Below are 24,832 nucleotides of genomic sequence, written 5' to 3' on the forward strand. Positions count from 1 at the left end.
CGAAGAACCCTCCAGCCGTCAGGAGCATTAAGTGGCCGAGCCACAGTCCGATCTGTTCGACCTCACCGGGCGCGGCGTGATCGTCACCGGTGCCTCGTCCGGTCTGGGCCGGCGCTTCGTCCGGTGCCTGGCCGGGCGCGGGGCCCGGGTCGCGGCGGCCGCGCGCCGCACCCGCGACCTGGAGGAGCTGGCGCGGGAGCTGGGCGAGGACCGCGTCCTGCCGGTGACGGCGGACGTGACCGTCGAGGCCGAGGTGCGCGAGCTCGTCGACCGGGCGCGGGCGTGGGCGGGACGGCTCGACGTGCTGGTGAACAACGCCGGCGCGACCCATGTGAAGACGGTGGCCGAGGAGACCACCGACGACTTCCGCCGCCTGCTGGAGGTCAACCTGGTCGGCCTCTACACCTGCGCCCGGTACGCCGGGCTCGCGATGGTCGAGCAGGGCGGGGGGAGCATCGTCAACATCGCCTCCGCGCTGGGCCTGGTCGGGTCCAAGCGCATCCCGCACGCGGGGTACTGCGCCAGCAAGGCCGGAGCCGTCAACCTCACGCGGGAACTGGCCTCGCAGTGGGCGCGCGAGGGGGTGCGCGTGAACGCGATCGCGCCGGGCTACTTCGAGTCGGAGATGAGCCAGGAGCTCTTCTCCACCGACCAGGGCCGCGCCTATATCCGCCGCACTATCCCGATGGGCCGCGGAGGGCGTGCCGACGAGCTGGACGGGGCGCTCGTGTACCTGGCTTCGGACGCCTCCACGTACGTCACCGGCAGCACGCTATCCGTCGACGGTGGATGGACGGCGGTCTAGGAGAGGTGACCATGTCAGCACCCCATGAGGGCATGCCGTCGGCGGCTTCTCCTGCGTCCGCGACCGGCCGTCCGTCCGGTGAGGTGGGCGTCGAGGACGTGGGGGCGGTGCGCGTCTTCAGGCTCAACCGGCCTGGCAAGAGGAACGCCTTCACCATGGAGTCCATGGCCGTCTTGCAGGGGCGGCTGGAGGAGGCGCTGGACGACCCTGGGGTCCGGGTCTTCGTCCTTACCGGCTCCGAGGGGACGTTCTGCGCCGGTGTGGACATCGCCGTCCTGCACAACGCGACCGTCGCCTCGACCCATGACAACCTCGTCGCGCTTCATCGCACGGTCCGCACGCTGGCGGCGGGCCGGAAGCCGGTGGTCGCCGCGGTAGAGGGGCATGCGGTCGGTGCCGGGCTGTCCTTGGCGCTGGCCTGCGATCTGGTGGTCGTCGCCGAGGACGCGACGTTCCGGTGCGCCTTCCCGCGCCTGGGGCTCATGGCGGATCTGGGTCTGCTCTGGTCTCTGCCGCACCGGGTGGGCTACGGCATGGCTCGCCGGATGCTGCTGCTAGACGAGCCGGTGCGCGGGGCAGAGGCGGTCGACGCTGGCCTTGCCGACTACCGGTCGCGGCCAGGGGAGGCTTTGGAACGCGCCATGGAGATAGCCCGCGTGCTGGCCGAACAACCCCAGGCGGCCGTGGCGTTCACCAAGGCCATGCTGGCCGCCGGTCCCCAAGGGCTGGATGCGGTGCTGCGCCAAGAGGCGAGCGACCAGGCGCTGCTGCACGGAACGGACGACTTCCGCGAGGGCGTGCGCGCGTTCACCGAACGCCGTCCGCCGGTGTTCACGCGCCGCTGACACGCGGCGCTCCGCGCTTCGCCGGGGAGTTCCGGCGGCCTAAAACTGAATCTAACGACAGATTTATCCCGCTCTATTCGGAGGTGCACGCAATGCCGGCCCCAGGAATCCACCACGTCGCCTATGCCTGCCGCGACCTTGAGGCGACCACACGCTTCTACGAGGAACTGATGGGGTTCCCGCTCGTCCACACCGAGGTGGCGGCGGGACCGAGCGGCGGGTTCTTCCGCCACACGTTCCACGACACGGGCGACGGCAGTTGCATCGCGTTCTTCGACCTGCACGGGGCGGGGGAGCGCGAGGGCTGGAGCTCGGAGATCTCCATCGGCAACAACCTGCCCCGGTGGGTGAACCACATCGCGTTCAACGTCACCGCCGAGAAGGTCGCCGAGGTGCGCGCCCGGATGGACGCCGCCGAAGTCAAGCCGTACATGGAGGTGGACCACGACTACCTGCGCTCGCTGTACTACATCGACCCCAACGGGATCATGATCGAGCTGTGCGTCGACACCCCCGGCTTCGAGGCCGATCCGGCGGAGGCGCACCGGCTGCTGACCGCGACGCTCGACGACGTCGACCACAGCCGGAACAAGTCGATGCTGTCCACGCGCGAGTAGCCGCAGATGAATCCATCGACTCTCACCAGCGCGTTCTCGGTGCCCGAGCACGTCGTGCCGCTCCGCCGGGCGGTGCACCGGTTCCTCACCGAACGCGTCGAACCCGTCGAGCACGCGCTCGGCACGCGCAGCCCCGAGTCCCGCGAGCTGCTCGCGGAGCTGCAGGCCCAGGCCAAGAAGGAAGGGCTCTGGGCGCTCGGGCATCCCGCAGACATCGGCGGCGGCGGGATGCCGTTCCTCGACTACGTCTACGTGAACGAAGTCCAGGGGCGCTCGGACTTCGGCCAGTACGCCCTCGGCACCTGGACGCTCCAGGACTCGCTCATGCTGTCCCGGCACGCGGCGGGCGAGTGCCGCGACCGCTTCCTCGACCCGCTGGTGCGGGGCGAGGTGGGGCCGAGCTTCGCCATGACCGAGCCGGACGTGGCGTCCTCGGACCCGACCGGGCTCACCACGTCCGCCGAACTCGTGGACGGCGAATGGGTGCTGAACGGCCGGAAGTGGTTCATCACGGGCGCCGGTGACGCGGCCTTCACCACGGTGCTGTGCCGCACCGAGCCGGACGCGCCGCCGCACCGCGCGTTCTCGCTGATCGTCGTGCCGACCGACACGCCAGGGTTCCGGATCGTCCGGGAGACCCCGGTGCTGGGGATCTCTAGCGGGCACTACGAGCTGACCCTGACCGACGTGCGGGTGCCCGCCGGCTACCTGCTCGGCGAGCGCGGCGCGGGCTTCGCCATCGCCCAAGAGCGGCTCGGACCGGGACGCATCTTCCACTGCATGCGCTGGCTGGGCCAGGCGCAGCGGGCCTTCGAGCTGATGTGCGACCGCCTCAACGGCCGCATGCTCAAGGGAGCACCCCTGGGCGAGACGCAGCTGATGCAGCGGCACGTCTTCGAGAGCTGGGCGCAGATCCAGTCCTGTCGGCTGCTCACCCTGGACGCGGCCAGCAAGATCGACCGCGGGCACGGCGCACGCGTCGAGATCGGCGCGATCAAGGTCGTCGGGGCGCGCATGCTGCACGACGTCATCGACCGGGCCGTCCAGGTGCACGGGGCGGCCGGCCTGACCGACGACACCCCGCTGAGCCGGATGTACCGGGCCGCCCGGTCGGGCCGCATCTACGACGGCCCGGACGAGGTGCACGTGGTCAACGTGGCGCGGCGGCTGCTCCGCGAGTTCCGTAACGGGAACGGCTGGGACTTCGGAGCATGAGCGCGGCCGAGGAAGGAGACGAGGGCGCATGGTGACGAGCGAACGGGCGACCGAGCCGGCGGCGCAGGCAGGGTCGGTGGCGCAGGCAGGGGCGGTGGCGCAGGCCGGGGTGGACGAGCTCGTCCGGCCGGACAGGCTCGGCGCCGCCCTGGCCCGGGCGACCGGCGACGCGGCCTGGACCGAGCTGACCGCGACCCTGCTCGCCGGCGGGAAGTCGAACCTGACCTTCCTGCTCACCAGCCCCGCCGGGGAACTGGTGATGCGCCGGCCGCCGTCCGGCGAACTGCTGCCGAGCGCCCACGACATGGCCCGCGAGGCGCGGGTGCAGCGGGCGCTCGCCTCCTCCCCCGTGCCGGTGGCCCGCGTCGTCCTCGACGACGACGGCGCCCTCATCGGCTCGCCGTTCTACGTCATGGAACGCGTCCAGGGCCATGTCATCCGGGACCGCATGCCCGACGGCTACGCCGACGGCCCCGGGCAGCGGGCGGAGCTGGCGTTCGCGCTCGTCGACGTCCTGGCCGCCCTGCACCGGATCGACCCGCGGTCGGTCGGGCTGGACGGCTTCGGCAGGCCGGACGGCTTCCTCGACCGGCAGGTCCGCCGCTGGACCGACCAGTGGCGGCGGTCGCGCACCGCGGCCGTGGCCCCGGTCGAGGAGCTGGGGCGCCGCGTCGCGGAGGCCGTGCCCGCGTCGCGGGGGGCCTCGATCGTCCACGGGGACTTCAAGCTCGACAACTGCGTGATGGACCCGCACGACCCGGGCCGGATGCGGGCCCTGCTCGACTGGGAGATGTCCACGCTCGGCGATCCGCTGACCGATCTCGCCCTGCTGCTCTTCTACTGGCAGGAGCCCGGCGAGCCGGGCCTGCGGCTGACCCCGGCCGTCACCGCGCTGCCCGGCTTCCCGAGCCGCGCCGAGATCGCCGCCCGCTACTGCCGCCAGACCGGCGTGGAGATGGCCGACCTGCCCTTCTACGAGGCGCTGGCGCACTTCAAGTGCGCGGTCATCACCCAGGGCGTCGCCGCCCGGCAGCGGGCGGGCGCGATGGCCGGCCAGGAGTTCGGCGACCTCGACGACGAGGTCCGCGCGATCGCCGAGCGGGGGCTGCGGCGGCTCGACGCCCGCAGAACATCTTATTGAAAGTGACGTCAGGTTAGTGATAGGTACGGGTGACCGCTGTCCCGGCCCCCGGATGCGCCCCGCCGGCGGCATCGGGACGGAACCGGTCCGAAGTTCGGTGGGAGGCGCATTCAGCATGGACGACCGCGGATTCACCAGCACGATGGCCGACATGGTCGACCATTGGGCCCGGGAGGCACCGGACCGGCCCGCCACCGGCAACGCCGGCGGCAGGCAGCTCACCTTCGCCGAGCTCGCGCACCGCTCCGCCCAGGTCGCGAACGCGCTGGCGGACACCGGCGGCCCGGTCGCGTACCTCGGCCGCGACGCCGCCGTCTGGGCCGAGCTGATGGCGGGCGCGAACAGGCGCGGCATACCCGCCGTCCCGCTCAACTGGCGGCTCGCGCCGGCCGAACTCGCGCGCGTCCTCGACCACGCCAGGCCGGAGGCCGTCGTCGCCGACACCGCGTACCTGCGGGCGCTGGGCCTGGCGGAGGAGGACGTCGCGCCCGCCGGGGAGAACGTCGTGGTGCTGGGAGGCGACCTGCGGCTCGTCTCCGGCTACGACGCCTGGCTCGACGGGCGTCCCACGACCGCCGACCGGCATCCGGCGGACCCCGGCGACACGACCCTCCTGATCTACACCTCCGGGACCTCGGGCCACCCGAAGGCGGTGCAGCTGACCAACGCCAACATCGCCGCGAACCTGGCGACGCCCGCGCCCTGGGAGGTCGGCCCGGGATCGGTCGTGTCCGTCCCCGCGCCGCTGTTCCACGTCTCGGGGACGGGGTGGCTGTTCTACTGCCTGGGCCGGGGAGCGCGGTCGGTCTTCCTCACCGACGCCTCGCCCGAGGGCGTCCTGCGCGTGCTGGCGGACGTCCGCGCCACGCACATGCTGAGCGTCCCGGCGGTCGTCCAGACCCTGGTGCAGAGCCCGGCGGTGGCGGACGCCGACCTGAGCAGCCTGAAGACCCTCATCTACGGCGGGTCCCCGATGCCGCCCGCGGTGATCGAGGAGGCGCGGACGGCGCTCGGCTGCGACCTCGTGCAGAGCTACGGGATGACCGAGGCGTGCGGGCCCATCACGTTCCTCGGCCCCGACGACCACCGTGCGGGAGGCGTGCGGCTGGCCTCCGCCGGGCGCGCCGCCGAAGGGGTGGAGATCCAGATCCGCGATCCCGCGACCGAGAAGGAACTGCCCGCCGGGGCGACCGGCGAGGTGTGGACGCGCAGCGCCCTGCTCACCCGCGGCTACCTCGGCAACGAGGCCGACACCGCCCGCGTGTTCCGCGCGGGCGGCTGGTTCCGCACCGGCGACGCCGGCCATCTGGACGAGGACGGCTACCTGTTCCTCACCGACCGCATCACCGACATGATCATCACCGGGGGAGAGAACGTCTACCCGGTGGAGGTCGAGAACGTCCTCGCCGAACACCCCGGAGTGGCGGAGGCCGCCGTCGTCGGCGTCCCCCACCCGCGCTGGGGCGAGACGGTCGTCGCGACGATCGTCGCCAGGGACGGCGCCCGGCTCACCGAGCCGGAAGTGATCGCCTTCTGCCGGGAAAGGCTCGCACACTACAAATGCCCGACCCGGGTCGACCTGGTCGACGCGCTGCCCCGCACGCCCAGCGGCAAGGTGCTCAAGCGCAGCCTCCGTGAGCCGGTCGCGGGGAGCGTGCCCGCGAACCCGTGAGCGCGCACGGCGCCGCGGCCCCGGAACCGGCCGGGCCCGTGCGCGCGTCGTGGCCGGCCGTCGTGCAAGAGAAGGAGAGCGTGTGCGTATCGTCGACATTCGAGAAATGTCCATCCCCCTTCAGGGGAACGTGACCAACTCCGTGGTCAGCTTCGCCGACCACACCGTCTCCCTGGTCGCGCTGATCAGCGATGTGCGCCGGAACGGACGCCCGCTCGCCGGCGTGGCGTTCAACTCCATCGGACGCTTCGCGCAGGGCGGCATCCTGCGCGAACGCATGATCCCGCGCGTGCTGAGCGCCGACCCGGATTCGCTGCTCGCGCCCGACACGGGACTCCTGGACCCGGGCCGCGTGCTGAAGCGCGCCATGAAGGACGAGAAGCCCGGCGGCCACGGCGACCGCGCCGCCGCGGCCGCCGCCCTCGAACTCGCCTGCTGGGACCTGCTCGCCAAGCACGCCGCCGAACCGGCGCACGTGGTGATCGCCAAGGCGTACGGACGCGCCCCCGGCTGGGACGGCGCCCCGGTCTATGCCGCGGGCGGCTACTACCGTCCCGGCGACGACGTCCGGCATCTGAGGACCGAGCTGAGCGGCTACCGGGACGACGGGTACCCGGCGGTGAAGATCAAGATCGGCGGCCTGCCGCTCGGCGAGGACCTGCGCCGCGTCGAGGCGGCGGTCGAGGTGATGGGCGGCGGCGGCGCGGTCGCCGTCGACGCGAACGGGCGCTTCGGCTGGACGCAGGCGCTCGCGTACGCCGAGGCGCTCGCCGGCCACCGGCTCCGCTGGTACGAGGAGGCCGGGGACCCGCTCGCTTTCGACCTGCACCGGCGGCTCGCGGAGGTCTATCCGGGAGCCGTCGCCACCGGCGAGAACCTGTTCTCCGTCCAGGACGTGCGGAACCTGCTGCTCTACGGCGGCGTCCGCGCCGGCCTCGACGTGTTCCAGATGGACGCGGGCCTGAGCTACGGGCTCACCGAGTACGTCCAGATGATCGAGCTGATGGAGGAGCACGGGATCGACCGCCGGTCGGCGTACCCGCACGGCGGTCACCTGATCAACCTGCACATCGTGACCGGCCTCGGCCTCGGCGGCTGCGAAGCCTACCCGGGCGTCTTCCAGCCGTTCGGCGGCTACGGCCCCGGCTGCCGGCTCGCGGACGGCCGGATCCATCCCGCCGACGACCCCGGCTTCGGACTCGAGGCGAAGCCGGGCCTCACCGAGCAGATCGCCCGGCTGGTCGCATGACCGCGGAAGGAAGAGCCATGAGAATCGCCGTCGTCGGATGCGGCGCGATGGGATCGGTGTACGCCGGACGGCTCGCGTCGGCGGGCCACGACGTCCTCGTCGTCGACCGATGGGCCGAGCACATGGCGGCCATCGCCGAGCACGGGCTGCTGGTCTCCGGGCCGGACGGGGAGACCCGGGTCCCGGTGCGGGCGCACACGACCCCGCCCCGGCAGCCGGTGGACCTCGTCGTCCTCGCCGTCAAGGCCGCGGACGTCGAAACCGCCACGCTCCAGGCGCGGCCGCTCCTCGCGCCCGAGACCGTCGTCCTGACGATCCAGAACGGCTTCGGCTCGGCGGACGTGGTCGCCGCCCAGCTCGGCGGCGACCGGCTCGCCGTCGGGGTGGCGAGCGGCTTCGGCGCGTCCGTGAAACGCCCCGGCGAGGTCCACCACAACGCGATGCGCGCGCTCCGCTTCGGCGGCCACGGCGACCTCGACCACGCCGAGGTCGAGCGCGTCGCCGCCGCCTGGCGCGATGCCGGATTCGACGCCCGGGCCGTGACCGACATAGCCGCGATGCAGTGGGAGAAGCTCATCTGCAACGTCGCCTACAGCGCCCCGTGCGCGCTGACCGGGCTGACGGTCGGCGAGGTCATGGACCACGAGCACATCGGCCCGGTCAGCCGCGCGGCGGCCACCGAGGCATGGGACGTCGCCCGCGCCCGCGGCGTCGCCGTCTCCGCGGCCGACCCCGTCGCGCTGGTCCGCGACTTCGGCGCCCAGATGCCGGCGGCCAAGCCCTCCGCGCTGCTCGACCACGAAGCCCGGCGCGTCAGCGAGATCATGTTCATCAACGGCGCCGTCCCCCGCGAGGCCGCCAAGATCGGACGCGAGGCCCCCGTCAACGCGACGCTGACCGCCCTGGTGCGCGAACGCGAGACCTCCTGGTCAGAGACCTGACCGATGCCGCTGACCGGTCAGTTTGTCTGCTCGGCGAGAGCGATGAGGATGCCCGCCGGGCCGCGAAGGTAGCAGAGCCGGTAGCTGTTCTCGTACTGCACCAGCTCGCCGAGGAGTTCGGCTCCGTGCGGCCGCAGGCGGTCGATGATGTCGTCGATGTCGTCGACGGCGAACATGATGCGATGTGCGCCCAGCATGTTCGCCGGAGCGTGCGGGTCGCCGTCCGGGCTTGGCGGCGAGTGGTACTTGGTCAGCTCCAGCCGCCCGTGGCCGTCCGGGGTGCGCATCATCGCGATGTCCGATCGGACTCCCTCAAGTCCGACGAGACGGTCCACGGCGCTGCCCTCGACCGTAGCCTCGCCTTCCAGTTCCAGCCCGAGTTCGGCGAAGAACGCCTTGGCGGCCGGGAGGTCGTCGACGACGATGGCGATGTTGTCCATCCGCTGGATCGTCCCGCGCTGCGGGTGGTCGGTGTCGTTCATGAAGGTCTCCTTCGGGACCGGCCGCCGAGGTCGGCGGTGCCGCGGATCATCTTGAATGCTCCGGGTGCGGTCGGCGGCCGTTTGTCAGGCGTCATTGTTCTGGAAGGGCGGGCGCGGAAACATCCTGATCCCGGGGCGTTCGGCACGAATCCCGGAGAGTGCCGTGTCCGTCAGTTCGGTATCGACCAGGTCGAGGTGATCGAGGTCGTACCGGCTCAGCACTGGAACGATCGCATCGCTGACCGGAGTGCCGCGAAGGCTCAGCGACTTGATATGCGTGACGCCGTCGAGCAGTGCTGCCACGTCCTCATCGGTTGCGGCGGTGAGGTGGATCGACAGGCGGTCGAGCGTTTCCGGCAGTCTTGTTGGGCCGACGACCTTGGCTGCCGTAAGGCTCACGTCACGCACGGACGAAGGGAAGGCGGCATCCGACCAGAGGGTTTCCTCCGCAGCGAGGTTCACGCTCGTGAGGTGAGGGGCGACTTCGGGCAGCATCTCCTGCCCCCACGGACGCGGCGGAAGCCCGGTGATCGTCAGAGCGGTGAGGGCGTTGAGCCGTCCGCCACCGGCGGCGGCGTGGAAGCCGCTCAGTTCGCCGAGATGCAGGCGCAGGACCCGCAGTTCGGGGAACCGGAGAAAGGCCGACATGGCTTCGCCCCCGAGCGTGCGTGCACACCCGATGTTCGATGATCTCAACGCTCGGCAGATCCGGCAGCGCGGAAAGCAGCTCGTCGTCGAACTCGTCGGTCATCACGGTGAACGACCACACCTTGTCGGAGGCGGTCGCCAGATGTTCGAGGTCGAAACGATTCCAGCATTCAGCTCGCGTGTGAATGCTGAACGGGGTGCCGTCGTGCCGAGGCGGCAGGGCCGGGCCGAGGACGTGAAATGGCGGCCACCCCTCTTCGGAGTGGTAGAGACGGGAATCGTCGCTCGTGAAGCGTCCGCAGCAGACCACTTCGACGACCGTTTCCGTCCCCGTCTCGCCGACCACCGCGACGTTCACCCATTCGGGGACGTGGCCGTCGCGCCACAGCGTGGCCACGGCGGTCTCCGCGTCGCATCTGCTCAGCGCGACGGCCGTGCGGTGGGCGCCGTCCTCGGGAAATCTCAACTCGCCGGGTCGTGGGGCGTGCCCGTCGTAGGACTGGTTGAGCCGTACCCGGAACACCAGCGGCTCGGGCAATCGTTCGCTGACCAGCGACTGGGCGAACCGCCATGCTGCCCGGGTCGATTCGGCGAACCGCGCGGCGAACACCTCTCGATCCACCCGGCCAACCTACTGCCCGAGCACACGGCGTCCGGGGCGTTGCCCGTCGCGTAGACGAGCATCTGGCGCGGGCCGGCGCGTGATACGGCCGACGGCGTGGATTCGTTCGGTCAGTGAGGTGAGGGGCGGGTGTGCGCCTCTTTCAGGGACCAGGTGCCGTGGCCGCCGGTGACCTGGAGGAGCGAGTGGGAGCGGAGGCGGATTTCCGTGTCGCCCTCCGGGAGGGCGAGTGTCCGAACGGGGGTCAGTGCGGCGTCGAGTAGCAGGAGGCCGAAGCCGTCTCCGCTGCGGAACAGCACGGGCCCCGGCGGGCCCAGGTAGCGCACTACCGCAGGCCGGGCACCCGTTAGGGAGTGCTCGAACGGCCGGACGTGCCCGGTGGGCGGCACGGTGATGTCGTCCACGTCGGCCTTTTCCAGGGGCGTTACGTCGATGCGCCAGTCTGCCTCGGCGGTTCTCACCTGGAGTACCGCATGTGCCGGAACGGCGAAGGTGCTCCGGCTCGGCGGGGCCTCGTCGCCCGGCACCGGGCTGGGTGCGTCAGCGAACACGACTGGATCGCAGCCATGCAGGACGGCGAGGTCCGGCCCGTGCAGGTAGACCTGGTGGGGCTGCCCACTGGGGCATGTCACGACGGCGATTCCGGCCGGCCCCTGGTAGCTGAGCACTTCGGACCCGGTGCCCGTGGTCGAGCGGGTGAAGCCGCGTGCGCGTTCCGGTCCGCTGATCGTGACGGTCCAGGGGCCCTCGGCCTCGACGTGCAGGTACCTCTTCGTGAGCTCCCTGTCGGACAGCAGCCGGTCGTCCAGGACGGTCGTGACCGGCGGGTCTCCGGGTCCGGACACCATGACCGGCGTCCCCCGGCCGAACTCGGTGCGCCGAAGCCAGGCCCGCAGCGTCCCGGGGCCCTCGTGGGCGAACTCGGCCAGCACCGGCCGGGGAAGCCGTCCCTTGATCTTGACGCGCGCCGCGCCGACGCCACGGTGCGTCCGGACCGTGCCGTCATGGGGGTGATCGACCGGCACGGCCTCCGGCGGGCGCGTCCCGCCCTCCGCCAGCCAGCGGTCGAGGTCGGCGGCCACCTTGCGCGGATCCTTCACCCGAAGACACAACCGGCGGAAGAGAAAACCCCGCTGAGGCATCCTCGTCTGCGGATCCAGATCCCTCAGGGTCAGCAGGACCCAGAACCAGTTCCCCCACCGCAGCCGGCGCGCGGGAAGGGAGACGCCCTCCCGCATCCGCAGGACGAGATTGAGCTCTTCCCGGAACGGTGTCAACTGGGCCGAATGCTCCTCGTCCCGCCGCCGCGGGCCGTCGCCGTAGTGGATCGACGCGATCTCCGCGCGCGGGATTCGCAGCACCTTCCACAGCAGCAGCGCGTCCCAGATGACCAGCTCATCGTCGGTCGCCCACATCCGGGGCCGTGCCAGCACGAGCCTGAGCGTCTGGACGGCGACGCCCGCGACGACGATCGCGAAGACCGGCGCCCACGAGGCGGCGACCAGTTCGGCGAGGGTGATCTCCTTGTTGAACTCGTCCCAGAGCAGACCGAACGCCAGGAGCGACGCCGCCAGCGAGAGCATGCCGACCGCACCGGCCAGGGTCCGCCCCCCGGACCTGGCGATCTTCACCTCGGTCGCGGAAGAGCCGGGTCGCGCCGACCAGATCCACCGGTCCCGGTCGGCGAGGCGGCGCAGTGCGGAGCCCTCGCGTTCCCTGGCCGCTCGTCTGCGCGACGCGGGGGCGGCCCGTGTCCAGTAGACGCCCCACAGAACCATGCAGATCAGGAATGTCCCGAGACCGCCGGTGAAGACACCGAGAACGCCGGCGCCGAGCGGCTCCCCCCACTCCGGCGACCCGCCCCGCATGTGGACGAAGTCCCCCGAGCCGACGTAGAGAGCGGGAACCGAGTCCCCGACCTGGATGGAACGGCCGCCGTCCCCCCTCAGCTCGACTCTCTCCAGGGTCAGCTGAAAGAAGTCGCCGGTCGTGTACGGGCCGTACCAGTTGCATCCGCCTTTTCCGCACACCTCCGAGTGGGCCGTGAACGTGCCCGGAACCCCTTCGCCTTTCGCGGCGTGCCTGGTGGCCGTGGCCTCTTCCACGATGCCGCCGAAGACGAAGGGCCAGATCATCAGCAGTCCGACGCCCAGCAGAAGCTGGGTCATGGCGAAGTGCCCGAGCCTGGCGGGGCCGTATTTCTCCGAGGCCCGGTCGAGCAGGCGTTTCCCGTTCATCACCGTCCCGTCCAGACCGCCGCCGGAGCCCGCACCGGACGGCACCTTCGCGGAACAAGGATCACATGTCGGGCCAGGAAGATCGAATGCCTTCCCGCCGCCCCTGCCCGCTCGACCGCCGTCGCGTCATCGCGAACTGGAGCCGGGGCCGCGCCAGTACTGCTGCCTGCCCTTGTCGCGGACGACGATGCCGATCCGGGCCAGCTCGCGGCGCAGTTCCTTGACGGAGTCGCCGGAATCCGAGGACTCCATGGCCTTCGCGCGGGCCGCGAGCAGGGCGTTCGCGAGGTCGGGCAATTCCGGGGTCTGGGGAAACCAGATCCGGAACTCGTCCTCGTACGGGTCGCCGTCCACCCAGGTGTAGCCGTGCTGGGTGAAGGCCGCGGCCAGGCGCCGGGCGTTGAGGTCGCACTTCTCCCGGGCGATCTCCTCGCCCTGGAGGCCGAGCAGCACCAGCCGGTCCTTCTCCCGGAAGACATGCCCGACCTGTTCGCGAGCGATCTTCTGCGGGCGGCCCGCCCGCTTCAGGACCACCCACTCGCCGGACACGGTGACCGACACCTGCTCCAGCGAGTCGAAGAAAATCAGGGCTATCCCCGCGAGCGCTCCCAGGCCGATCAGGCTCACGGTGAGCCACGGCTCGGGAACGGAGACCAGCAGTTCAGCGGGGCCCTGCATCGGCGCCCACTTCAGGCTCACCAGCCAGTTCGCGAGCGGATCGAGCAACCAGCCGACTCCGGCCAGCAGCACCGCCGCCGCCGCGTACAGCGCCCCCTGCGCCCAGACCGACCGAGCCAGCGTCGTGGAGGCGTCCGGATGCGATCGCATGTTCAGAACCTCCCTGCCGGCGCGACGGTCTCCTTCGAGCGGCGCAACCGATGGTCGATGAGACCAAGAAGGAGCAGCATGCCCAGCAGCAAGACGGTATTGACGCTGTACTTCACCGGATACGACGTCTCGCCGAGCGGCTCGACCACGAAGGCCAACGCCGAGTTGACCACGAGCGCCGCTCCACTGGCCGCCAGGACGTGCCGGTGGTTCCAGCCGAGGCGCCCCGAGAACAGCAGCAGGCAGCCGGCCGCGAGAGCGAGGGCGAGCGCCGACAACGCCACCCCCGTCCAGGACGCGGGGGCCAACTGGTGGACGCCCCACAGCACCACGGCCCCGCAACCCACCAGCCACGGCGGCGGAACCCGCCCTGGCGCGGGAGCAGAACGCCGGGGAAGGGCGAAGGCGGCGACGCCCAGCAGCACGGCGATCGCTGCGGTGACGCCGAGCTGCGCCGGGCTCGCCATGAAATCCTCGGTGTGCTCGTGGAAGATGATCGCCGCCCCCAGGGCGTACAGGACGACCATCGCCGTGATGCCCGCCCGTCCCAGCCACGGACGCCGCGCGTACCTCGGCGCGCACGCCTCGATGACCGCGATGGGCGCGCCGAAACTCCAGATCACATGGCCCGCGACGAAGACCAGCAGGTACTTGGCGCTGAGGCCCAGCTCCGGGAGGTGGGTCGGCAGCCGGTCGCGGTCCCAGGACGGCTCGTCCACGAAGTCCGGGTTGAACAGGCTCTGGTCGATCAGCCCCGCCTGGACGAGCCCGAACGCGGAGCTCAGCAGCACGATCGTCGGCCAGCCCCGCCCGGTACGGCGCGCGGCCTCACGGATCAGTACCGCGACGGTCCCGTACAGCGGGGCGAGGATGAGCAGCCCGCCGAGCAACTCCAGCGGACGCCCGATGATCTGGTCGTAGCCGATGAGGTACTCGGCGCAGATCGGCGACAGCAGTAGCAGCGCCGCCACCAGCGCGATCCGGCGCGGGAGCGGAGGCGGGCCGGGGGCTTCCACGTTCATGATCTCGAACCTAGGAGGCCGCTACCGCGCCGACAGCCGTCCAAAGACGACCATCACCGGCTCGAAGGTCGCTCCTTGGACACCCTTTGGTCGCCCCTCCCCTTCCCACCGGGCCCGCCGAGCCCTTCCCGCGTTGCACGGTCACGACGGAGTGGAACCAGGACGGCCCCGGCTCCACTCCGTCGTGCGCTCGTGTCACTGGAACTGTGCGAAGAACCTCCAGATCTCTCCCTTGGTCCAGGTGGCGACGCCGCTCTCGTTGGGGGAGCCGTCGACCGGGCCCGGTATGTGGTCTCCGTCGAATGCCGCCCATTGGACGGGATACCCGGCGCGGCAGCCCGAGTAGGCGGTGGTGATGTGCGTCCGGCTGCCCGGGGCTGGCTCGCGCGGGCTCTGGGGAGTGCAGCCGTTGTTGGCGACGAACTTGTCGCGCAGCGACCGTCCTTGCGCGATGTTGAGGACGGAGTCGCCGATGCCGTGGATTCCGAAATAGGCGATGGGCTGGGTGCCGCCGTCGCACCCGCTGATCTGTGCGCCCGAGAGGACCGCGACGGCCCGGAAGACGTTCGGCCGGGCGCATGCGAGGGCGTAGCTCATGCCGCCGCCCCAACTGAAGCCCGTGGCGAAGCGCTGCGCCGTGTCGACGCAGAGGCCGCCCTCGATTCGCCGGATCATGTCGTCGACGAAGGTGACGTCCTCACCGCCCGAATTGGCCCAGCCGTTGCCGAGGCCCTGAGGGGCGACGAGGATCGCGCTGTCATTCGACTGTTCCTGCTGGCCGTAGTAGGACCAGGCGCTTCCGCTCGTCCCGCCCGACGCGACGTCGTTGGCGGTTCCGCCCCGCCAGTGGAAGGCGAAGATCAGCCGGTAGGGGTGGTCGTTGTCGTAGTTGGACGGAACCCGGAGGATGAAGCTGCGGCTCTTACCGCTGCTCTGGATCGTGTACGTACCGCTGGTGAGCGTCGGAGCGCTCCCGCACCCGCCGCCGCCACCATCGGACGACAGTTTGACCATTTCCCACTGCTGATTGGCGCCGCCCCAGTCGGTGTACTGGACGACGTTGCCGCCGTCGGCCGTGGAGCCGCCCTGCACCTCCACGGCCTTGCCGCTGCTGCGGCTGATCAGCCGGACGTGGCCCGCGTCGGAGTCGGCCAAGCGGAACTGCTGGTTGGTCCCGTTGTGGTCGGCCCACTGCTGGATTCCGGCGCCGTCGGCCGTGGAGGCGCCGGCCACGTCGAGCACCTTGCCCGAATGCCTGGCCTTCAGCCGGTAGAAGCCGCCGCCGGAGTCCACGAACTGCCATTGCTGATTGGCTCCGTCATTGCGCGTCCATTGGGTGACACGCGCGCCGTCGCCGGTGGACGCGCCGTACACGTCCAGTGCCTTGCCGCTGTTGCGATTGACCATGACGTACCAGGCGTTGGTGTCCACCGTCGCCGCGTCCGCGGGCGTCGGGTTCACCGCGACGAGCGTGCCCATCGCGAGGGCCGTCGCCAGTGCGGCGGCGAACCGGGACCGCAGGCGACGCCTTGGCGGAGGAGGGGCGGGCGGAGCCGCGCCGTAGCTCTTCATCGATTCACACCCCGGTTCAGGCGCGGGTCCAGCGCTGGTTGCTGCCGTTCCAGCAGGTGTAGAGCTGGATCGGGGCGCCGTTGGCGCTGCCGGCGGCGTCCAGGCAGAGGCCGGACTGGACGCCGACGATGGATCCGTCGGAGTTCAGGCGCCACTTCTGGTTGTCGCCGCCCCAGCAGCTGTAGATCTGGACCTTGGCGCCGTTACCGGTGCCGGCGGCGTCCAGGCACTTGTTGCCGTACACCCTGAGCTCGCTCGCGTCGGTGTAGGTCCACTGCTGGTTGGTGCCGCCGTGGCAGTCCCACAGTTGGAGCTGGGTGCCGTCGGCGGTGCTGGCGTTGGGCACGTCCAGGCAGCGGCCCGAGCCGACTCCCTGGATCGTCCCGGCGCCGGGGGTGGGGGGCTCGGAGGTGCCGCCGTTGAGGGCGTTGAGGACGGCGGTGTAGGCGGCCTTCTTGTTGCCGTTGCCGTCGAACAGGAGCGGTGTCTGGTCCGAGCGCCAGGAGTCGGTGTCGCGCACACCCCAGACGGTGATGCCGAGGCACCGCGAGACGGCCAGGCAGTCGTTGGTCACGTTGGCGTAGGTCGTGGCCGAGGCGCCCTGGATGTCGAGTTCGGTGATGGCGACGTCGACGCCGAGGGCGGCGAAGCTCTGCAGGGTGGTGCGGAAGTTGCTGTTGTAGGGGCTGCCGCTGTTGAAGTGGGACTGGAAGCCGACGCAGTCGATGGGCACGCCGCGCTGCTTGAAGTCGCGGACCATCGCGTAGACGCCCTGGGTTTTGGCCCAGGTCCAGTTCTCGATGTTGTAGTCGTTGTAGCAGAGCTTGGCGGACGGGTCGGCGGCGCGCGCGGTGCGGAAGGCGACCTCGATCCAGTCGTTGCCGGTGCGCTGCAGGTTGGAGTCGCGGCGGCCGCCCGAGCTGCCGTCGGCGAACGCCTCGTTCACGACGTCCCACTGGACGATCTTGCCCTTGTAGTGGGCCATGACGCCGTTGATGTGGTCGATCATCGCCTGGCGCAGGGTGCTGCCGCTGAGGTTCTGCATCCAGCCGGGTTGCTGGGAGTGCCAGGCCAGGGTGTGGCCGCGCACCTTCTTGTCGTTCTGGACGGCCCAGTTGTAGACGCGGTCGCCGGCGGTGAAGTTGAACTGGCCCCGCTGGGGTTCGGTGGCGTCGATCTTCATTTCGTTCTCGGCGGTCACCATGTTGAATTCGCGGCTCGCGATCGTGGTGTACACCGAGTCGTTGAGCCTGCCCGAGGCGATGGCGGTGCCGAAGTAGCGGCCGCTCTGCGCCGCCGCGGCGCCCAGCGTGCTCTCCGCGGCGGAGGCGGGGGGCGGGGCGACCAGAGCGGCGGTCATGCTGAGCGCCCCGAAGGCGGCCGCGAGGGCGGCCCGCTTGCGGATCCGGGGCCTGGGCGTGGCGTTCGTACGCACGTCTGTTTCCTCCATGAATGAACGATGGGCGGAAGCACGGACAGGGCCGTGCGACAGACGCCGCGCTCCGGTATGGGAGCGCACACACCACCGGGGCGTCGCGGACTCAGTGTGAGAGCCCTCCCAGATCCCGTCAACAGTTTCAAAGAATTTTCATCGCGGGCATCCGGCTGCCGCTTTGTGCACGCGTTCTAGCAGGAGATCTGTACTCGAAAGTTTTCGAAGTGCCCGGAGCCTTGACGATGCCGCGTTGCCTCGTATTTACTCCGGGCCACCACCACCTCCCGATCCCCCGATGGAAAGAAGGTCCCGCCCGCCCTGGAAATGTTAGCGCTAACATTCGCCTGAAGGGAAGAAGCTCATGTTGAGGACCGGTGCGGCCGTGCTGGCATCGCTCCTGCTGTCGGTGCTCCTGTCCGTGACGAACGCAGAGCCGGCTCAGGCCGCGACAGTGGACGTGAACAAGTGGTACGTCCTGGTCAACCGCAACAGCGGCAAGGCCCTGGACGTCTACAACCTGGCGACCAACGACGGCGCCCGCATCACCCAGTGGACCAGGAACGACCAGAACCAGCAGCAGTGGCAGTTCGTCGACTCCGGCGGCGGCTACTACCGCATCAAATCCCGCCACTCCGGCAAGGTGCTGGACGTCTACAACTTCTCCACCGCCAACGGCGGCTCGATCGTCCAATGGTCCGACCTGAACGGCACCAACCAGCAGTGGCGGCTGGAGGACAGCCCGGGAGGCTACGTCAGGTTCGTCTCGCGCCACAGCAACAAGGCCCTCGAAGTGCAGGGCGGCTCCACCGCCGACGGCGCGAACATCGTCCAGTACGACGACTGGGGCGGGAACAACCAGCAGTGGCAGCTCGTCGAGGTGGGCGGCGGCGACCCCGCCCCCGGGTGCGACCTCCCATCGTCCTACCGCTGGACGTCCACGGGCCCGCTTGCGCAGCCCAAGGCGGGATGGGTCTCGCTCAAGGACTTCACCGTCGCCCCCTACAACGGCAGGCATCTCGTCTACGCGACGACGCACGACACGGGGACGAGATGGGGGTCGATGAACTTCGGCCTGTTCAGCAACTGGTCGGATATGGCATCGGCCAGCCAGAACACCATGTCGAATGCCACCGTCGCCCCGACGCTCTTCTACTTCGCGCCGAAGAACATCTGGGTGCTCGCCTACCAGTGGGGCAGCACCGCCTTCTCCTATCGGACGTCCAGCGACCCGACCAACCCGAATGGCTGGTCATCGCCGCAGGTGCTCTTCTCCGGAAGCATCTCGGGTTCCGGAACGGGACCCATCGACCAGACGGTCATCGGCGACGGCACGAACATGTACCTTTTCTTCGCCGGCGACAACGGCAAGATCTACCGGGCCAGCATGCCGATCGGGAACTTCCCGGGCAGTTTCGGCTCGACCTCGACAGTGATCATGAGCGATTCGACCAACAACCTGTTCGAGGCCGTTCAGGTCTACAAGCTCAAGGACCAGAACCGCTACCTCATGCTCGTCGAGGCGATCGGCTCCCAGGGGCGCTACTTCCGCTCCTTCACGTCCACCAGCCTGAACGGTTCGTGGACGCCGCAGGCCGCGACCGAGGGCAACCCCTTCGCCGGCAAGGCCAACAGCGGCGCCACCTGGACCAACGACATCAGCCACGGTGAACTGATCCGCACCAGTGCCGACCAGACCTTCACCGTCGACCCCTGCAACCTGCAACTGCTCTACCAGGGGCGCAGCCCCAACTCCGGCGGCGACTACGGACTCCTGCCCTACCGGCCGGGTCTGCTGACGCTGCAGCGCTAGTAACGGAGACACGGGTCCGGCTCTGGCGCGGACCCTGCGTGGCGGGCTCGGCGACAAGCCGGGCCCGCCACTTTTTCATGCCCGGCCGGGCCTTCCCCCGGTGAGGCGGCGCTGCCCCGAGACGCCACGTCCCCTCCGGTCGCCGTCCCCTCCTCCCCAGGCGCGCCTCGATCGCCGCCTAGCAGATCGAGATCAAGCACTGAGACGCCTCTGAAGTGTTGACATTCGATCCTTATGCCCGCACGATGGGTCGAAATCAAGCAGAGGAGTGTTCTGTGTCACAGGCGGAGGTCCTCCGGGACCAGCTGATCGAGCAGGGCGTCAAGTACGTCTTCGGCTTCTATGTCGACATCCACGGCGTGCCGAAGAGCAAGTGCGTCCCGGTGGAGTCGCTGCCGTCCATGGCGAAGGGCTCGGAGCTGTACACCGTGGGAGCGCTGGAGGGCATGGGCGACCTCGGCCCCCACGAGGACGAGTGCGCGGGCATCCCCGACCTTGACCGGCTGGTCGTCCTGCCCTGGAACCCGGAGTTCGCGGTGGTGCCGACCAGCCTGCACCTCGACGGCGAGCTCTACCCGCAGGAGGCGCGCAACTTCCTGCTCCGCCAAGTCGACGAAGCTGCGGAGATGGGCTTCACCGTGAACGTCGGGATCGAGCCGGAGTTCTACGTCGTCCGCGAGACGGCCCAGGGGTGGGAGCCGCTGGTGCCGCAGGACCGGCTGGACGCGCCGACGCGCGGCTACGACCTGGAGACCACGGTGCTCGCCGCGCCCTTCCTCGGGCCGATGGTCGAGTACATGAACCAGCTCGGCTACGGCGTCTACTCCTTCGACCACGAGGGCGGCGACGGCCAGTACGAGTTCAACTTCGACTACACCGACGCGCTCACCATGGCCGACCGCATGGTGATCTTCCGGCTGATGGCCAAGCACGTCGCCCGCGAACTCGGCTGCATCGCGACGTTCATGGCCAAGCCGTTCCAGGACGACTTCGGCTCCGCGTCCCACGTGAACATCAGCCTGGCGGACGGGGAGACCGGCCGGAACGTCTTCGAGGCCGCGTCCGGCGGCGGCTACAGCGACACCGCCCGCCACTTCGTGGCCGGCGTGCTCGCCCACGCGGGCGCCATCTGCGCGGTGACGTCGCCGACGGTCAACTCCTACAAGCGGTTCACCAGCAAGGGCTTCATGGACGAGATCTCCTGGGCCCCGGTCTACCGCAGCTGGGGCGAGAACAACCGGACCCTCATGTGCCGCATGCCGGTGAACCGGCACTGCCTCGAGGTCCGCACCGTGGACGCCTCGGTCAACTACCACCTCGGCATCGGGCTGATCCTCGCCGCCGGGCTGGACGGCGTCGCCAACAAGCTCGACCCGGGCGAGCCCCTCAACCGCGACACCTACCGGATGAGCGCGGAGGAACTCGCCGGCTACGGAGACCTCGCGCTGCCGCGCTCGCTGGAGCAGGCGCTGGACCTGTTCGAGGCCGACGCCCTCGCCGAGCGGGTCATGGGCAAGGAGTTCCACCGGACGTTCCTGGACTACAAGCGGGCGGAGTGCCGCGAGTACGGATCAGTGGTCACCGACTGGGAGACCCGGAACTACCTGCAGAGGCTTTGAGATGTCCACAGTGAACGAGACCTCGGCCGACACGCGCCGTCCGCAGGCCGATGCCGAAGAGCGCCGCCTGCGGGCCAACGCCGAGGCCCTGGAGCGGATGGTCGGCGCCGAGCCCGTGCTCGTGGGCGTGGCCGCGGCCGGCGACGTCGTGCCCGGGATGACGCCCACCACGATCCTGACCTCCGGGGCACCGCTGGAATGGCACCAGTACACGGGCGGCCAGCGGCGCGCCATCCTCTACGGCGCGGTATACGAGGGCCTGGCGGACGGCGTCGAGGACGCCGAGGCCAAGCTCGACCGCGGCGACATCCGGGTGCGCTCCACCCAGCAGCACGACTGCATCGGCTCGGTCGCCGGCATCTACACCGCCTCGATGCCGGTGTTCATCGTCGAGGACGAGACGCACGGCAACCGCGCCTTCTGCAACTTCTACGAGGGCAAGAGCCGCTACCGCCTCAACTACGGGTCCTACGACCAGGAGGTCGCGGACGGGCTCCGGTGGCTGGAGTCGACCATGGCGCCGGTGCTGGCCGAGTGCCTCGCCGATCACCCGATCCGGCTCAAGCCGATGATGGCCCGGGCGCTGCGGCTCGGCGACGAGCTGCACAGCCGCAACACCGCGGCCACCCTGCTGCTACAGCGGGAACTGACCCCGCGGCTGTTCGCGCTGGCGGCCACGGACCAGTGGCGGACGCGGGTGGAAGAGGTCATGGACTTCTTCCTGGCGAACGACTACACCTTCCTCAGGCTCAGCATGGCCGCGGCCAAGGCCACCGCGGACGCCGCCCACGGCGTCGAGCACAGCAGCCTGATCACCGGAATGGCGATCAACTGCCGCGAGTTCGCCGTCCGCGTCAGCGGTCTCGGCGAGGAGTGGTTCCGCGGCGGCCACCCCGAACTGCAGGGCCGGTTCTTCGACGGCTTCACCGAGGCCGACGCCGAATGGATCGGCGGAGAGAGCTGCGTCACCGAGACCGTCGGCCTCGGCGGGATGGCCCAGGCGTGCGCCCCGTCGCTCATGGATTACCAGGGCGGCAGTTTCCAGGCCATGCTGGGCAACAACGAGGCGATGTACGCCATCGCGTCGTCCGAGCACCCCGACTACCGCATCCCGGCGTTCGACTTCCGCGGGACCCCGGTCGGCATCGACCTGCACGCCGTCGTCGCCTCCGGTGTCACCCCGCTGATCGACGGCGGGCTCGCCGGACGCGCCGGCGGCCAGATCGGAGCCGGCGTCCTGCGGCCCCGCATCGAGGCGTTCACCGCCGCGGCCGCCGGCTACGCCGACCGCTACCCGACCCCGACCGCTTCCTGACCACCATGCACCGCTGGAGAGAGCCATGACGTACTCGGAGCAGGCGAACCCCGCCGGCGGCGAAGCGACGAAGGCGGCCGCACCCCATATCCAGGGCCGGATGGGACCGTTCGAACTGGCCTTCTTCGTCGTCGCCGCGGCCGGACCGCTCCTGGTGGTCGCCGGATTCGCCCCGCTGGCCTTCATGATCGGCGGGATCGGGGCGCCCGGCGCCCAGCTCGTCGCCGGCATCGTGCTCCTGCTGTTCGCGGTCGGCCTGACCAGGATGGCGCTGCGCATCAAGAACGCCGGCGCCTTCTACTCCTACATCGGGCAGGGCCTCGGCCGCCCGGTCGGCGGAGGCGCCGCCACCCTCGCGATGGCGGCGTACTCGGTGATCGCGATCGGCCAGCTCGGCGCGGTCGGGGCCTTCGCCGCGGTGCCGGTCAAGGACGCCCTCGGGATCGACGTGCCGTGGCCGGTCTTCTCCTTCGCCGCGCTGGCGATCGTGGTCTACCTCGGGCACCGGCAGATCTCGCTCAGCGCGAAGGTGCTGGGCATCGCCCTGCTGTCGGAGGCCGCGATCCTGCTCGTCCTCGCCGCGCCGGTGCTCTGGCAGGGCGGCGCGGACGGGCTCGACGTGAGCTCCTTCTCCCCGTCGGCGATCTTCGCCGGCGGCGGCACGGGCGCGATGTTCGCCATCGTGTTCGGCGCGTTCATCGGGTTCGAGTCGACCGCGATCTACTCGGAGGAGGCCCGCGACCCCGAGCGGACCGTCCCCCGGGCCGTCTACCTGGCCGTGGGATTCCTGGCCCTCTTCTACACGTTCATGGCCTGGATCGTCTACGTCGCCTACGGCAAGGCGTCGATCGTGGACGCCGCCACCGCCGACCCGGTCGGGCTGGTGTTCGCCGCGACCGAGAAGTACGTCGGGCACGGCGCGGTGGTCGTGATGGAGATCCTGCTGGTGACCAGCGCGTTCGCGTCCACGCTGGCCTTCCACAACACCGCGTCGCGGTACCTGTTCACGCTCGGACGCGAGAAGATGCTGCCCGGCCGGCTCGCCCGCGTCCACCCCGAGCACCGCTCGCCGTACGTGGCCAGCGCCGTCCAGGGCGCCATCGGCCTGGTGGCGGTCACCGCGTTTATGCTCGCCGGAGCCGACCCCTACCTTCAGGTCTTCCTGCTGATGGTGGCGCCGGGGGTGCTCGCCGTGATCGTCTTGCAGGCGCTGTGCTCCCTGGCGATCGCGGTCTACTTCAACCGGGTGAACACCACGCACGGGCTCAGCGTGTGGAGCACGGCGGTGGCGCCGCTGCTCAGCCTCATCGGCCTCGGCGTCGCGTCGTGGCTGGTGGCGCGCAACTTCGACCTGCTGTCCGGACGGACCGACTGGGTGAACTACCTCCTCCTCAGCTTCATCCCGCTGGCGTTCCTCATCGGAACCGTGCGGTCGCTGCAGCTCAAGCGGGGCCGGCCCGAGGTGTACGCCCAGCTGACCAGGACCGAGGTCTTCTGAATGCCCCGCCGCTGCGAAACGCCGACCGCGAGGTAGTGGTGACGGGCAAACCCCTGATCGGCATCAGCGCCGACCTGGCGGACGCCGCATGGGACGTGTGGCGGCGGCGAGCGATCGTCCTGCCGGTGGCCTACCACGAGCAAGTGGTGGCCGCCGGCGGGATCGCCGTCGTCCTCCCGCCCCAGCCGCGGGCCGCGTCCGACATGATCGAGAGGCTGGACGGCCTGGTGCTGGCGGGGGGAGGGGACATCGACCCCCGCCGGTACGGGGCCCGGCCGCACCCGTCCGCGCGCCCCGCGGACCCCCTGCGGGACGAGTGGGAGATCCGGCTCGCCCGCTCCGCCCTGGCCGCCGACCTGCCCGTCCTCGGCATCTGCCGGGGGATGCAACTGCTGAACGTCGCGCTCGGCGGCACCCTCGTCCAGCACATTCCCGACATCGTCGGCACCGACGCGCACCTCCCGGACCCGTCAGGGTTCGGAAAGCACCCGATCACCATCCGGCCCGGCAGCGAACTGCACGCCGCACTCGGGGAACGCGCCGACATCGCCACCCACCACCACCAGTCGGTCGGCGACCTCGGCCGGGGAGTCGTGGAGACGGCGTGGACCCCGGACGGGATCGTCGAGGGCATCGAAGTCCGCGACCGGACCTTCGCCTGCGGAGTGCAGGGCCACGCGGAGGAGAGCGGCATGACCGGCCTGTTCGAGCGCCTCGTCCGCGCCGCCGCACGCCGGACCGGAACGGCTCAGCCGAGCTCCCACTCGTAGGAGAACTTCTCGATCTTGAGGATCAGGGACGTCTCCACGGCGGTGATCCCCGGCAGTGCCCCGAGCACGTCGGTGGTGAACCGCAGCAGATGCTCCTTGTCGTAGAAGAACGCCTCGATCATCACGTCGAAACGCCCCGTGGACAGCCCGCAATAGCGGACCTCCGACGCCTCGACCAGTTTCCGGCTCACTTCGCGAAGATGCGGCAGGCTCACCGACAACCCGATGATCGCCGAGATGTTGTACCCGGCCAGCCGCGGCGTGGGCACCGCCACGATCTCCATGAGGTCGCGGTCGCGCATCGCCGCGATCCGCTTACGCACGGTCGTCTCGGTGATCCCCAATTGCCGGGCGATCGCGGAGTTCGACGTACGCCCGTCTTTCTGGAGGATCCGGAGGATCTCACGATCCGTCGTGTCCAGCGCCGCCAGCGGAGGGACTCCCTGCCCCGGCTTGGAACCGTTCTGGGGCCCCTCCTTGTTCACCATT

General features: G+C 70.2%; 22 protein-coding genes. 14 read left to right on the plus strand and 8 right to left on the minus strand.

Annotation, left to right across the window (positions count from 1 at the left end; genetic code table 11):
- Positions 1-31: 31 nt before the first annotated feature.
- From ACGFI1_RS38355 to ACGFI1_RS38390, 8 genes are all read left to right on the plus strand, one after another.
- Positions 32-805, plus strand: coding sequence for an SDR family NAD(P)-dependent oxidoreductase (locus ACGFI1_RS38355; protein ID WP_138633297.1), 774 nt, complete (start codon positions 32-34; stop codon positions 803-805).
- Between the two features lie 11 nt (positions 806-816).
- Positions 817-1,650: an enoyl-CoA hydratase/isomerase family protein gene (locus ACGFI1_RS38360; RefSeq protein ID WP_392792618.1), complete on the plus strand. Its 834-nt coding sequence runs from the start codon at positions 817-819 to the stop codon at positions 1,648-1,650.
- A gap of 92 nt (positions 1,651-1,742) precedes the next feature.
- Entirely contained in the window at positions 1,743-2,267 is a 525-nt protein-coding gene (locus ACGFI1_RS38365) for a VOC family protein (RefSeq protein WP_138633291.1), read from the plus strand.
- 6 nt (positions 2,268-2,273) lie between these two features.
- A complete protein-coding gene (locus tag ACGFI1_RS38370; protein ID WP_392792584.1) occupies positions 2,274-3,482 on the plus strand; it encodes an acyl-CoA dehydrogenase family protein in 1,209 nt (402 codons plus the stop codon).
- Positions 3,483-3,510: 28 nt separating this feature from the next.
- Complete coding sequence (locus ACGFI1_RS38375) at positions 3,511-4,623, plus strand: phosphotransferase family protein (protein ID WP_392792585.1); 1,113 nt, start codon at positions 3,511-3,513, stop codon at positions 4,621-4,623.
- Positions 4,624-4,738: 115 nt separating this feature from the next.
- Positions 4,739-6,295 carry an AMP-binding protein gene (locus ACGFI1_RS38380; RefSeq protein WP_392792586.1) on the plus strand — a complete coding sequence of 519 codons (1,557 nt, stop codon included), beginning with the start codon at positions 4,739-4,741 and terminating at the stop codon, positions 6,293-6,295.
- Positions 6,296-6,401: 106 nt separating this feature from the next.
- Positions 6,402-7,544 (plus strand): enolase C-terminal domain-like protein, encoded by a 1,143-nt coding sequence (locus tag ACGFI1_RS38385; RefSeq protein ID WP_392792588.1) that lies wholly within the window; start codon positions 6,402-6,404, stop codon positions 7,542-7,544.
- 17 nt (positions 7,545-7,561) lie between these two features.
- Positions 7,562-8,485: a ketopantoate reductase family protein gene (locus ACGFI1_RS38390; RefSeq protein ID WP_392792589.1), complete on the plus strand. Its 924-nt coding sequence runs from the start codon at positions 7,562-7,564 to the stop codon at positions 8,483-8,485.
- Between the two features lie 17 nt (positions 8,486-8,502).
- Here ACGFI1_RS38390 and ACGFI1_RS38395 read toward each other — a convergent pair whose 3' ends face one another.
- Both ACGFI1_RS38395 and ACGFI1_RS38400 read right to left on the minus strand, forming a co-directional pair.
- Positions 8,503-8,967, minus strand: coding sequence for a VOC family protein (locus ACGFI1_RS38395; RefSeq protein WP_392792590.1), 465 nt, complete (start codon positions 8,965-8,967; stop codon positions 8,503-8,505).
- Between the two features lie 84 nt (positions 8,968-9,051).
- Positions 9,052-9,615 (minus strand): hypothetical protein, encoded by a 564-nt coding sequence (locus ACGFI1_RS38400; RefSeq protein WP_392792591.1) that lies wholly within the window; start codon positions 9,613-9,615, stop codon positions 9,052-9,054.
- A gap of 31 nt (positions 9,616-9,646) precedes the next feature.
- Here ACGFI1_RS38400 and ACGFI1_RS38405 point away from each other — a divergent pair, with 31 nt between their 5' ends.
- On the plus strand, positions 9,647-10,291 hold the full coding sequence (locus tag ACGFI1_RS38405; protein WP_392792592.1) for a hypothetical protein: 645 nt from the start codon (positions 9,647-9,649) through the stop codon (positions 10,289-10,291).
- Between the two features lie 56 nt (positions 10,292-10,347).
- Here the strand turns inward: ACGFI1_RS38405 and ACGFI1_RS38410 are convergent, their stop codons facing one another.
- The 5 genes from ACGFI1_RS38410 to ACGFI1_RS38430 all read right to left on the minus strand — a co-directional run bounded on the left by ACGFI1_RS38410 (position 10,348) and on the right by ACGFI1_RS38430 (position 17,331).
- Entirely contained in the window at positions 10,348-12,519 is a 2,172-nt protein-coding gene (locus ACGFI1_RS38410) for a hypothetical protein (RefSeq protein ID WP_392792594.1), read from the minus strand.
- Positions 12,520-12,600: 81 nt separating this feature from the next.
- Complete coding sequence (locus ACGFI1_RS38415) at positions 12,601-13,302, minus strand: YqeB family protein (RefSeq protein WP_392735306.1); 702 nt, start codon at positions 13,300-13,302, stop codon at positions 12,601-12,603.
- Between the two features lie 2 nt (positions 13,303-13,304).
- A complete protein-coding gene (locus tag ACGFI1_RS38420; RefSeq protein WP_392792595.1) occupies positions 13,305-14,324 on the minus strand; it encodes a hypothetical protein in 1,020 nt (339 codons plus the stop codon).
- Positions 14,325-14,519: 195 nt separating this feature from the next.
- A complete protein-coding gene (locus ACGFI1_RS38425; protein ID WP_392792596.1) occupies positions 14,520-15,803 on the minus strand; it encodes an RICIN domain-containing protein in 1,284 nt (427 codons plus the stop codon).
- A gap of 109 nt (positions 15,804-15,912) precedes the next feature.
- On the minus strand, positions 15,913-17,331 hold the full coding sequence (locus tag ACGFI1_RS38430) for an endo-1,4-beta-xylanase (RefSeq protein WP_392792598.1): 1,419 nt from the start codon (positions 17,329-17,331) through the stop codon (positions 15,913-15,915).
- A gap of 361 nt (positions 17,332-17,692) precedes the next feature.
- Here ACGFI1_RS38430 and ACGFI1_RS38435 point away from each other — a divergent pair, with 361 nt between their 5' ends.
- From ACGFI1_RS38435 to ACGFI1_RS38455, 5 genes are all read left to right on the plus strand, one after another.
- Positions 17,693-19,141, plus strand: coding sequence for a non-reducing end alpha-L-arabinofuranosidase family hydrolase (locus tag ACGFI1_RS38435; RefSeq protein ID WP_138633255.1), 1,449 nt, complete (start codon positions 17,693-17,695; stop codon positions 19,139-19,141).
- Positions 19,142-19,416: 275 nt separating this feature from the next.
- The gene (locus ACGFI1_RS38440; RefSeq protein WP_301173689.1) at positions 19,417-20,760 is read left to right on the plus strand and encodes a hypothetical protein; all 1,344 of its coding nucleotides are present in this window, start codon (positions 19,417-19,419) and stop codon (positions 20,758-20,760) included.
- A gap of 10 nt (positions 20,761-20,770) precedes the next feature.
- Complete coding sequence (locus ACGFI1_RS38445) at positions 20,771-22,075, plus strand: YlbE family protein (RefSeq protein ID WP_392792599.1); 1,305 nt, start codon at positions 20,771-20,773, stop codon at positions 22,073-22,075.
- 25 nt (positions 22,076-22,100) lie between these two features.
- Positions 22,101-23,573, plus strand: coding sequence for an APC family permease (locus tag ACGFI1_RS38450; RefSeq protein ID WP_386874929.1), 1,473 nt, complete (start codon positions 22,101-22,103; stop codon positions 23,571-23,573).
- 38 nt (positions 23,574-23,611) lie between these two features.
- Positions 23,612-24,343: a gamma-glutamyl-gamma-aminobutyrate hydrolase family protein gene (locus ACGFI1_RS38455; RefSeq protein ID WP_392792601.1), complete on the plus strand. Its 732-nt coding sequence runs from the start codon at positions 23,612-23,614 to the stop codon at positions 24,341-24,343.
- Here the strand turns inward: ACGFI1_RS38455 and ACGFI1_RS38460 are convergent.
- Positions 24,322-24,831: an Lrp/AsnC family transcriptional regulator gene (locus ACGFI1_RS38460; RefSeq protein ID WP_138633241.1), complete on the minus strand. Its 510-nt coding sequence runs from the start codon at positions 24,829-24,831 to the stop codon at positions 24,322-24,324. The genes ACGFI1_RS38455 and ACGFI1_RS38460 overlap by 22 nt on opposite strands.
- Between the last annotated feature and the right edge of the window lies 1 nt (position 24,832).

The sequence above is a fragment of the Actinomadura geliboluensis genome, assembly GCF_043197915.1.
Lineage (GTDB): Bacteria > Actinomycetota > Actinomycetes > Streptosporangiales > Streptosporangiaceae > Spirillospora > Spirillospora geliboluensis.

What these genes read in the sequence shown, in the direction of transcription:
- ACGFI1_RS38400 (WP_392792591.1), bottom strand. Translation starts at nt 9,615, where the DNA reads ATGTCGGCCTTTCTCCGGTTCCCCGAACTGCGGGTCCTGCGCCTGCAT.
- ACGFI1_RS38375 (WP_392792585.1), top strand. Translation starts at nt 3,511, where the DNA reads ATGGTGACGAGCGAACGGGCGACCGAGCCGGCGGCGCAGGCAGGGTCG.
- ACGFI1_RS38460 (WP_138633241.1), bottom strand. Translation starts at nt 24,831, where the DNA reads ATGGTGAACAAGGAGGGGCCCCAGAACGGTTCCAAGCCGGGGCAGGGA.
- ACGFI1_RS38370 (WP_392792584.1), top strand. Translation starts at nt 2,274, where the DNA reads ATGAATCCATCGACTCTCACCAGCGCGTTCTCGGTGCCCGAGCACGTC.
- ACGFI1_RS38360 (WP_392792618.1), top strand. Translation starts at nt 817, where the DNA reads ATGTCAGCACCCCATGAGGGCATGCCGTCGGCGGCTTCTCCTGCGTCC.
- ACGFI1_RS38390 (WP_392792589.1), top strand. Translation starts at nt 7,562, where the DNA reads ATGAGAATCGCCGTCGTCGGATGCGGCGCGATGGGATCGGTGTACGCC.
- ACGFI1_RS38415 (WP_392735306.1), bottom strand. Translation starts at nt 13,302, where the DNA reads ATGCGATCGCATCCGGACGCCTCCACGACGCTGGCTCGGTCGGTCTGG.
- ACGFI1_RS38450 (WP_386874929.1), top strand. Translation starts at nt 22,101, where the DNA reads ATGACGTACTCGGAGCAGGCGAACCCCGCCGGCGGCGAAGCGACGAAG.
- ACGFI1_RS38420 (WP_392792595.1), bottom strand. Translation starts at nt 14,324, where the DNA reads ATGAACGTGGAAGCCCCCGGCCCGCCTCCGCTCCCGCGCCGGATCGCG.
- ACGFI1_RS38385 (WP_392792588.1), top strand. Translation starts at nt 6,402, where the DNA reads ATGTCCATCCCCCTTCAGGGGAACGTGACCAACTCCGTGGTCAGCTTC.
- ACGFI1_RS38405 (WP_392792592.1), top strand. Translation starts at nt 9,647, where the DNA reads ATGTTCGATGATCTCAACGCTCGGCAGATCCGGCAGCGCGGAAAGCAG.
- ACGFI1_RS38435 (WP_138633255.1), top strand. Translation starts at nt 17,693, where the DNA reads ATGTTGAGGACCGGTGCGGCCGTGCTGGCATCGCTCCTGCTGTCGGTG.
- ACGFI1_RS38365 (WP_138633291.1), top strand. Translation starts at nt 1,743, where the DNA reads ATGCCGGCCCCAGGAATCCACCACGTCGCCTATGCCTGCCGCGACCTT.
- ACGFI1_RS38425 (WP_392792596.1), bottom strand. Translation starts at nt 15,803, where the DNA reads ATGGGCACGCTCGTCGCGGTGAACCCGACGCCCGCGGACGCGGCGACG.
- ACGFI1_RS38380 (WP_392792586.1), top strand. Translation starts at nt 4,739, where the DNA reads ATGGACGACCGCGGATTCACCAGCACGATGGCCGACATGGTCGACCAT.
- ACGFI1_RS38395 (WP_392792590.1), bottom strand. Translation starts at nt 8,967, where the DNA reads ATGAACGACACCGACCACCCGCAGCGCGGGACGATCCAGCGGATGGAC.